This is a genomic window from Streptomyces purpurogeneiscleroticus, from assembly GCF_020024005.1.
In the GTDB taxonomy this organism is placed as follows: domain Bacteria; phylum Actinomycetota; class Actinomycetes; order Streptomycetales; family Streptomycetaceae; genus Streptomyces; species Streptomyces purpurogeneiscleroticus.
Window position 1 is genome coordinate 1 of sequence record NZ_NHSG01000494.1, and the last position, 8,434, is coordinate 8,434.

The 8,434-nt window shown below is 71.6% G+C and carries 8 protein-coding genes and 1 pseudogene; 6 read left to right on the forward strand and 3 right to left on the reverse strand.

What is annotated here, in order from left to right; translation table 11 throughout:
- Positions 1-27 precede the first annotated feature (27 nt).
- Positions 28-1,011, reverse strand: a complete 984-nt coding sequence (locus tag CCS38_RS35175) for an aldo/keto reductase (RefSeq protein WP_223737685.1) — start codon at positions 1,009-1,011, stop codon at positions 28-30.
- Between the two features lie 157 nt (positions 1,012-1,168).
- Between CCS38_RS35175 and CCS38_RS35180 the strand changes: the two genes are divergently transcribed.
- Both CCS38_RS35180 and CCS38_RS35185 read left to right on the forward strand, forming a co-directional pair.
- Entirely contained in the window at positions 1,169-2,224 is a 1,056-nt protein-coding gene (locus CCS38_RS35180) for an LLM class F420-dependent oxidoreductase (protein ID WP_223737686.1), read from the forward strand.
- 276 nt (positions 2,225-2,500) lie between these two features.
- On the forward strand, positions 2,501-3,289 hold the full coding sequence (locus tag CCS38_RS35185; protein ID WP_223737687.1) for a ferritin-like domain-containing protein: 789 nt from the start codon (positions 2,501-2,503) through the stop codon (positions 3,287-3,289).
- A 7-nt stretch (positions 3,290-3,296) separates the two neighbouring features.
- On the opposite strand, the gene corA is transcribed toward CCS38_RS35185, so the two are convergent.
- Entirely contained in the window at positions 3,297-4,307 is a 1,011-nt protein-coding gene (corA, locus tag CCS38_RS35190) for a magnesium/cobalt transporter CorA (RefSeq protein WP_223737688.1), read from the reverse strand.
- A 108-nt stretch (positions 4,308-4,415) separates the two neighbouring features.
- Here corA and CCS38_RS35195 point away from each other — a divergent pair, with 108 nt between their 5' ends.
- From CCS38_RS35195 to mshC, 4 genes are all read left to right on the forward strand, one after another.
- Positions 4,416-5,114 (forward strand): histidine phosphatase family protein, encoded by a 699-nt coding sequence (locus tag CCS38_RS35195; protein ID WP_223737689.1) that lies wholly within the window; start codon positions 4,416-4,418, stop codon positions 5,112-5,114.
- A gap of 106 nt (positions 5,115-5,220) precedes the next feature.
- Positions 5,221-5,811, forward strand: a complete 591-nt coding sequence (locus tag CCS38_RS35200; RefSeq protein ID WP_030252096.1) for a DUF3090 domain-containing protein — start codon at positions 5,221-5,223, stop codon at positions 5,809-5,811.
- Complete coding sequence (locus CCS38_RS35205; protein WP_372457215.1) at positions 5,775-6,611, forward strand: SCO1664 family protein; 837 nt, start codon at positions 5,775-5,777, stop codon at positions 6,609-6,611. The genes CCS38_RS35200 and CCS38_RS35205 overlap by 37 nt, the downstream gene beginning before the upstream one ends.
- 119 nt (positions 6,612-6,730) lie before the next feature.
- Positions 6,731-7,960, forward strand: a complete 1,230-nt coding sequence (gene mshC / locus CCS38_RS35210) for a cysteine--1-D-myo-inosityl 2-amino-2-deoxy-alpha-D-glucopyranoside ligase (RefSeq protein ID WP_223737691.1) — start codon at positions 6,731-6,733, stop codon at positions 7,958-7,960.
- A gap of 117 nt (positions 7,961-8,077) precedes the next feature.
- Here the strand turns inward: mshC and CCS38_RS35215 are convergent.
- Positions 8,078-8,434, reverse strand: a pseudogene (locus tag CCS38_RS35215) (hypothetical protein); the annotation flags it as partial.

Below are 8,434 nucleotides of genomic sequence, written 5' to 3' on the forward strand. Positions count from 1 at the left end.
TGCGGGCGCCGGTGGGGTGGTCGGTGTTCACAGGGTGCTCCAGTCGTGGTCGGGGTAGCGGTGCACGGGCGCGGAGACGTCGTCCAGTGCACGCCGGATCTCGTCAGGAAGACTAAGGGTCTCCACTGACAATGCCGCTCTGAGCTGCTGCGCAGTGCGTGCGCCGACGATCGGCGCGGTCACGCCGGGGCGGTCCCGGAGCCAGCACAGCGCGACCTGGAGCGGGGTGACGGCGAGGCCGTCCGCCGCCGTGGCGACCGCGTCGACGATGCGGCCGGCGGCGTCGTCGAGGTACGGCGCGACGAACGGCGCCAGGTGCTCGGACGCGCCGCGCGAGTCGGGCGGCGTGGCGTGCCGGTACTTGCCCGTGAGGACGCCGCGGCCGAGCGGGGAGGAGGGCAGCAGTCCCAGCCCGAGGTCCAGCGCGGCCGGCAGCACCTCGCGCTCGACGCCGCGCTGGAGGAGGGAGTACTCCATCTGCGCGCTCGCCAGCCGGGCGCGCCCGGCCGGCACCGCCAGCTGCCAGGTGGCGGCCTTGGCGAGCTGCCAGCCGGAGAAGTTCGCGACGCCGACATAGCGCGCGCGGCCGCTGCTCACGGCCGTGTCCAGGGCCTGGAGCGTCTCCTCCAGCGGCGTGTCCGGGTCGAAGGCGTGCACCTGCCAGAGGTCGACGTAGTCGGTGCCTAGGCGCTCCAGGGAGTCGTCGAGCGCCGCGAGCAAATGGCGGCGGGAGCCGTCGATCCTGCGGTCCGCCTCCAGGACGCTGCCGGCCTTGGTCGCGATGACCAGGTCGCGGCGGGGCACCATGCCCTCCACGAGGCGGCCCAGGAGATACTCGGCGCCGCCGTCGGCATAGACGTCGGCGGTGTCGACGAGGGTGCCGCCCGCCTCCCAGAACGTCTTGAGCTGGTCGGCGGCGTCGCGGTCGTCCGTGTCGCGCGCCCAGGTCAGCGTGCCCAGGCCGAGACGGGACACGCGCAGGCCGGTGCGGCCGAGGTGCCTTTGCTCCATGGCCCCTGAGATTACTGGCCCGTCCGGGACTTGCGGGGACCTGTGGACAACGCGCAGCGCGGCGGCGGCAGATGCACGTCTTACGCACGGCGAGGGGCCCGCGTTACAGTCCCCGAGCAGCATCATTACCGATGAGTAATTCGAGTGAGGGAGCCGCATGAAGCTCGGGATCAACCTCGGCTACTGGGGTGCCGGCATGGACGGGGACAACCTCGCCGTGGCACAGGAGGCCGACCGGCTCGGGTACGCGGTCTGCTGGGCGGCGGAGGCGTACGGCTCCGACGGGCCGACCGTGCTCTCCTGGGTCGCCGCGCAGACGGAGCGGATCGACGTCGGGTCGGCGATCTTCCAGATCCCGGCGCGCACGCCCGCCATGACGGCCATGACCGCCGCGACCCTGGACTCGCTGTCCAACGGCCGCTTCCGGCTCGGACTCGGCGTCTCGGGGCCGCAGGTCTCCGAAGGCTGGTACGGCGTCAAGTTCGACAAGCCGCTGGCGCGCACCCGGGAGTACGTGGAGATCGTACGGAAGGCGATGTCCCGGGAGCGGCTGACCTACGAGGGGCAGCACTGGACGCTGCCGCTGCCCGGCGGGCCGGGCAAGCCGATCAAGCTCACGGTGCACCCGAAGCGCGAGCGCGTCCCGCTCTACATCGCGGCGATCGGCCCGAAGAACCTGGAGCAGACGGGCGAGATCGCCGACGGCGCGCTGCTGATCTTCCCGGCCGCCGAGCACCTCCAGGACACGGCGATCTCGCACCTCCGGGCGGGCCGGGAGAAGGCCGGGCTCACGATGGAGGGCTTCGACGTCTGCCCGACGCTGCCGCTGGCCGTCGGCGAGGACAAGGACGTGCAGGCGCTCGCCGACACCTTCCGCCCGTACACCGCGCTCTACGTGGGCGGCATGGGCAGCCGCAAGCAGAACTTCTACAACCAGCTGGCGCGGCGGATGGGCTACGAGCAGGCGGCCACGGAGATCCAGGAGAAGTACCTGGCCGGCGAGAAGGACGCGGCGGCGGCCGCCGTCCCGCACGAGCTCATCGACTCCACCACCCTGCTCGGCTCGGTGGAGCGGATCGCGGAGCGGATGCAGGCGTACGCGGCGGCCGGCGTGACCACGCTGACGCTGTCGCCCGCGGGCTTCACGCTGGAGGAGCGGATCGCCGCGCTGCGGGCCGGCACGGAGGCGCTGGAGCGGGCCGGGCTGGCCTGAGACACCGGACCGGCTGAGACAGGGGAACGGCCCTGGGGCGGGAGGGCGGCCCCAGGGCCGGAGACTGCGGCCGTGGTGGGGGCTCGGGGGTCTTCCCCGCCACGGCCGTCACACAGCACAACGCGCCGACGCCCGCGGTGGTTACGCCCCGTGCACCGCGCGCTGGTCCATCGTTCGGGCGAGTTCAGCGGCCTTCGTGTTGCCGGGGACGGCGCAGCACACTTGACTTTTCCTTTGCGGGTGTCCTGTTCGAGGTGGTGTCCTGGAGGTCCGTCGATGCTCACGGCGAAAAGTCTGTTCCAAGAAATCCTGGACCACGACGAGTCCTTCCGGCTGTTCTGCTCCATCGCCGCGAGCGGCGAGTCGCAGGGCGGCTGGGAGAACGGGCGGATCGCCGCGCTGGTCCCGGAGAGCCAGCGAGCGCTGGCCCCGAAGGCCGCCCGGCACGGCGCGGACGAGGAGAAGCACGGCCGGATCTTCAACGCCCTGCTGCGCCGCCGCGGGCTGCAGGCCGTCGCGGTCCCCGCGGCCGCCGACTACACGATGCTCCTGGAGCGCCGCGGCATCGGGCTCGCGCACGAGAAGCTGCAGCGCGACGAGCCGCTGACGGAGGCCGACATCATCGCCTACCTGGCACACAGCCGGGTCACCGAGCAGCGGGCCGCCGAGCAGATGGCGATGCTCAAGAAGTACTTCGGTGACCATCCGGAGGTGGGCAAGGCGGTCCGGATGATCGCCAGGGACGAGGACAACCACCTCGCGTACTGTCACGAGGAGCTGCTGCGGCTGTCCGGTGCCGGTTACGCCGAGGAGATCCAGCGGGTCCTGCGGGAGAGCGTGCGGGCCGAGATCGCCGTCTACCGTGACGTCAGCCTGGCCGTGACGGAGCGGATGGGGCACATCCTGCGCTGGCCCCGCGCGAAGCGGATGCTGCTCACGGCCGGCATCCACGCCGTGTACGCCTATGAGCGGGCGTACGGCTGGCGGCGCATGGTGGGCCTGCGGAAGCCCGAGAAGCCGGATGCCCTGGGCGGTCCCGCACCGACGGCCCCGGAGTTCGCCTGACCGGCCCCTACAGCCACTCGCGCCGTTTGAAGAGGCGGTACAGCCCCACTTCGAGGGCGGCCATGACCAGCAGGCACGCCGGATAGCCGAAGGTCCACTTCAGTTCGGGCATGTGCTCGAAGTTCATGCCGTAGATGCCCGCGACCATGGTCGGTACGGCGGCCAGCGCGGCCCACGCCGAGATCTTCCGCATGTCGTCGTTCTGCCGCACGCCCATCTGCGCCAGGTGGGCCGAGAGGATGTCCGACAGTAGCCGGTCCATGCCCTCCACGGACTCGTTGGCCCGCGTGAGGTGGTCGTCCACGTCGCGGAAGAAGAGCCGTGCCTCGTCGTGCACGAACGGCACGCCCGGGTTCTGCAGGCGCGCCATCGGCTCGGCCAACGGCCCCGTGGCGCGCCGGAATTCCAGTACCTCACGCTTGAAGGCGTAGATCGTCTGTGCGGTGCTCCGGGTGCTCCCGCCGCCCTTGGTGTCCGGGCCCACCGGCGCGAAGACGGCGGCCTCCAACTCCTCCAGGTCGAGCTGGAGTTCCCCGGCCACGTCGATGTAGTGGTCGACCACCGCGTCGCTGACCGCGTACAGGACCGCCGTCGGGCCCTTCTCCAGGACCTCGGGGTCGTGTTCCAGACGCGCGCGTACGGAGGCCAGCGGGCTGCCTTCGCCGTGCCGCACGGTGACGACGAAGGAGTCCCCTATGAAGAGCATCAGTTCGCCCGAACTGATACTGCCGTCGGAGTCGTCGTACAGGATCGGCTTCAGCACCATGAACAGAGAGTCGTCGTACACCTCCAGCTTCGGCCGCTGATGGGCCTTGAGCGCGTCCTCCACGGCCAGCGGATGGAGTCCGAACTCCTCGCTGACCTGCTCGAACTCCTCCTCGGTCGGCTCATGCATGCCGAGCCACAGAAAGGAGTGCCCCTCCGCTCGGGCTTCGTCGAGCGCGGTGGAGTATTCCGCCGGCTTCTCGATCCGCCGGCCGTTCCGGTAGATGGCACAATCCACGATCACACGGGGCATTCTCGCTGCCGGGCGCCGCTCCTGCCAGAGCGGCCGGTGGACGGCCCGCCTTCCGCTCGCCCGTGGACTCCGTCCCCCACTCACCCCGTAGAACGTAGGGTGGCTGCCATGCCCACGCTGCTCCTCGTACGGCACGGCCGCTCCACCGCCAACAATTCCGGCGTCCTCGCGGGCCGCACGCCCGGCGTCGCCCTGGACGAGCACGGCGCCGCACAGGCCGCCGCGCTGCCCGGCCGGCTCGCCGCCGTGCCCCTCGTCGCCGCCGTGGCCAGCCCCCTCCAGCGCTGCCAGGAAACGCTGCGCCCGTTGCTGGCGGCCCGCCCGGGGCTGCCGCTGCACACGGAGGACGGCATCAACGAGTGCGACTACGGCGACTGGTCGGGGCGCAAGCTCGCCGAACTGGCCGACGAGCCGCTGATGCAGACCGTCCAGCAGCACCCCTCCGCCGCCGGCTTCCCCGGCGGCGAGACGATGCGCACCATGCAGAATCGTGCCGTCGATGCGGTCCGCTCCTGGAACGCGCGCATCGAGGACGCGCACGGCCCCGAGGCGGTGTACCTGATGTGCTCGCACGGGGACATCATCAAGTCCCTCGTCGCGGACGCCCTCGGCATGCATCTGGACCTCTTCCAGCGGGTGTCCGTCGAGCCCTGCTCGGTGACGGCCGTCCGCTACACGCCGCTGCGCCCGTACCTGATCCGGCTCGGCGACACCGGTGACCTCGGCTCGCTGGCACCCAAGGAGGAAGGTTCCGGCACGGTCCCGGAGCGCGACGCGGCGATCGGCGGTGGCGCGGGAGCATCGTGATCAGCAGGCGCAGTAGGGTGGTGCGACGGCGCTGCCCACCACGCCAATCCTGTGATCCGTATCCCGTGACCACAGACCCCCGCAGTCGAGCAATCGGAGCAGGACCTTGTCCCGTCAGGTGTTCTTCTACGACGCGCCGGACCGCTTCGTGGCCGGCACGGTCGGGCTGCCTGGCCGTCGCAGCTTCTACCTCCAGGCCACGGCGGCCGGGCGCACGACCAGCGTCGCGCTGGAGAAGACGCAGGTCGCCGCACTCGCCGAGCGCATGGACGAGCTGCTGGACGAGGTGGTGCGCCGCAGCGGCGGCAACGCCCCGGTCCCGGCCGTCGCCCCGTCGGAGATCTCCGACACCGCGCCGCTGGAGAGCCCGGTGGAGGAGGAGTTCCGCGTCGGCACCATGGCGCTGGCCTGGGACGGCGACGAGGAACGCATGATCGTCGAGGCCCAGGCGCTGGTCGAGCTGGACGCCGACAACGACGAGGACCTCGCGGAGGCCGAGGAGCGCCTGCTCCAGGACGATGAGAACGGCCCCCCGATGCTGCGCGTCCGGCTGACCGGCACCATGGCCCGCGCCTTCGCCAAGCGCGCCCTGGAGGTCGTGAACGCCGGCCGCCCGCCGTGCCCGCTGTGCAGCCTGCCGCTCGACCCGGAGGGACACGTATGTCCGCGCCAGAACGGATACCGGCGAGACGCCTGACGCCCGCCGAGATGGAGGAGCACCTCCGGCACGGCGAGCTCACCGTGCGCGGCCGGGTCCGCGAGGCGTCCAACGCCGTCCTGTACTGCACCGTCGAGCACGACGGCTGGTCCGGCGCCTGCGTGTACAAGCCGGTCGCCGGGGAGCGCCCGCTGTGGGACTTCCCCGACGGCACGCTCGCCCAGCGCGAGGTCGCCGCGTACGAGATCTCCCGGGCCACCGGCTGGGACCTCATCCCGCCCACCGTGCTGCGCGACGGCCCGTACGGGCGCGGCATGGTCCAGGAGTGGATGACCGCGTCCGACGAGGACGACAGCCCCGAGCTGCTGGCGCTGATCGAGGACGAGGAGCCGGGGCCCGGCTGGAAGGCGGTCGGCCTCGCCCAGGTCGGGGAGGGGCGTACCGCGCTCCTGGTGCACGCCGACGATTCGCGGCTGCGCCGGCTCGCCGTCCTGGACGCGGTGATCAACAACGGGGACCGCAAGGGCGGCCATCTGCTGCCGACCGCCGACGGTCGCGTGTATGCCATCGACCACGGCGTCACCTTCCACGCGGAGGACCGGCTGCGCACCCTCCTGTGGGGCTGGGCGGGCGAGCCGCTGACCGAGGAGGCGCTCGCCGTGCTGAAGCGGCTGGCCGAGGAGACCGCCGAGGGGGAGCCGCTCGCCGCCCGACTGGCCGAATGTCTCACCGAGGAGGAGATCGCCGCATTGCGCGAGCGGATCGCCGGGATGCTGCGCTCCGGCGTCCATCCGCAGCCCAGCGGGGAATGGCCGCCGATTCCGTGGCCGCCGGTGTGACAAGACTCAACAGGTCGGCCCGGGAATGCACGGCCGGGCCGAAGACACAAGAGGGCCTTTACGGCCAAGACCCACACTCCGGTTCGTATCCGGAACCTGCGTCCGGTTAGGCTCAGGGCATGCATGCATGGCCCGCTTCTGAGGTCCCCGCCCTGCCCGGCCAGGGCCGCGACCTGAGGATCCACGACACCGCGACCGGCGGACGGGTGACCCTCGCCCCCGGTCCCGTCGCCCGTATCTACGTCTGCGGCATCACGCCGTACGACGCGACCCACATGGGGCACGCGGCGACCTACAACGCGTTCGACCTCGTTCAGCGCGTGTGGCTCGACACGAAGCGACAGGTCCACTACGTGCAGAACGTCACCGACGTCGACGATCCGCTGCTGGAGCGGGCCGTGGCCACGGGCGACGACTGGACCGCGCTCGCCGAGCGGGAGACCGCCCTCTTCCGCGAGGACATGACCGCCCTGCGGATGCTGCCCCCGCAGCACTACATCGGCGCCGTCGAGGCCATACCGGGCATCGTGCCGCTGGTGGAGCGGCTGCGGGACTCCGGGGCCGCGTACGAGCTCGAAGGCGACATCTACTTCTCCGTCGAGTCCGACCCGCACTTCGGCGGGGTCTCGAACCTCGACGCCGAGGCCATGCGGCTGCTGTCCGCCGAGCGCGGCGGCGACCCGGAGCGCCCGGGCAAGAAGAACCCGCTGGACCCGATGCTGTGGATGGCGGCCCGCGACGGCGAGCCCAGCTGGGACGGCGGCTCGCTCGGTCAGGGCCGCCCCGGCTGGCACATCGAGTGCGTCGCCATCGCCCTGGACCACCTGGGCATGGGCTTCGACGTGCAGGGCGGCGGGTCCGACCTGGCCTTCCCGCACCACGAGATGGGCGCCTCGCACGCCCAGGCGCTGACCGGTGAGCACCCCTTCGCCAAGGCGTACGTGCACGCCGGGATGGTCGCCCTGCACGGCGAGAAGATGTCCAAGTCCAAGGGCAACCTCGTCTTCGTCTCCAAGGTGCGCCGGGACGGCACCGACCCGGCCGCCATCCGGCTCGCCCTGCTGGCCCACCACTACCGCGCCGACTGGGAGTGGACCGACCAGGTCCTGCAGGACGCGGTGGACCGGCTCGCCCGCTGGCGCGCCGCGGTCTCCCGCCCCGACGGCCCGTCCGCCGACGCGCTCGTCGAGGAGGTCCGCGAGGCGCTCGCCGACGACCTGGACTCGCCGGCCGCGCTCGCGGCCGTCGACCGCTGGGCCGAGCGGCAGCAGGCCGAGGGCGGTACGGACGAGGGCGCGCCGGGCCTGGTCTCCCGGACCGTCGACGCGCTGCTCGGCGTGGCGCTGTGACGCACTGACCCTTCCCATACGTAACGGGGCGCTTCCTCCGAGGAGGAAGCGCCCCGCTTGTTTCTCACACCTGGGTGGCCGTCAGCCGGTCGCCCGGGTGCTCACCCGGCCCGCGGATCAGACCTTGCGGATCTGGATGCTGCGCAGGATGCTCGGGGTCTGGCTGTCCCAGACACCGATGACCTGGAAGCCGCTGCGGAACGCCTCGGAGACCTGGTCGAAGGTGGTGTCGTTGGGGTTGTTGAGCACGCGGAACTGGTTCTCGATCTGCAGGAAGATCTGACGGGGCTGACCCGGGATCGGCTGCGGAATGGCGACGAAGGCGGTCGCCCGGCCGGCCCGCAGGACCTGCTGCTGAACCTGCTGCGCGACGTGCTGCACAGCCTGCTGCGTCACCTGGTGCAGGTGCTGCAGGACACCCTGCTCCTGCTGCTGCTCCTGCTGCTGCTGCTGGCCCATCTGGCCCATCTGGCC

Bases quoted from the DNA above. Each gene is read 5' to 3' on its own strand.
- CCS38_RS35185 (WP_223737687.1), top strand. From the start codon at position 2,501: ATGCTCACGGCGAAAAGTCTGTTCCAAGAAATCCTGGACCACGACGAG.
- CCS38_RS35175 (WP_223737685.1), bottom strand. From the start codon at position 1,011: ATGGAGCAAAGGCACCTCGGCCGCACCGGCCTGCGCGTGTCCCGTCTC.
- corA (WP_223737688.1), bottom strand. From the start codon at position 4,307: ATGCCCCGTGTGATCGTGGATTGTGCCATCTACCGGAACGGCCGGCGG.
- CCS38_RS35195 (WP_223737689.1), top strand. From the start codon at position 4,416: ATGCCCACGCTGCTCCTCGTACGGCACGGCCGCTCCACCGCCAACAAT.
- CCS38_RS35205 (WP_372457215.1), top strand. From the start codon at position 5,775: ATGTCCGCGCCAGAACGGATACCGGCGAGACGCCTGACGCCCGCCGAG.
- CCS38_RS35180 (WP_223737686.1), top strand. From the start codon at position 1,169: ATGAAGCTCGGGATCAACCTCGGCTACTGGGGTGCCGGCATGGACGGG.
- mshC (WP_223737691.1), top strand. From the start codon at position 6,731: ATGCATGCATGGCCCGCTTCTGAGGTCCCCGCCCTGCCCGGCCAGGGC.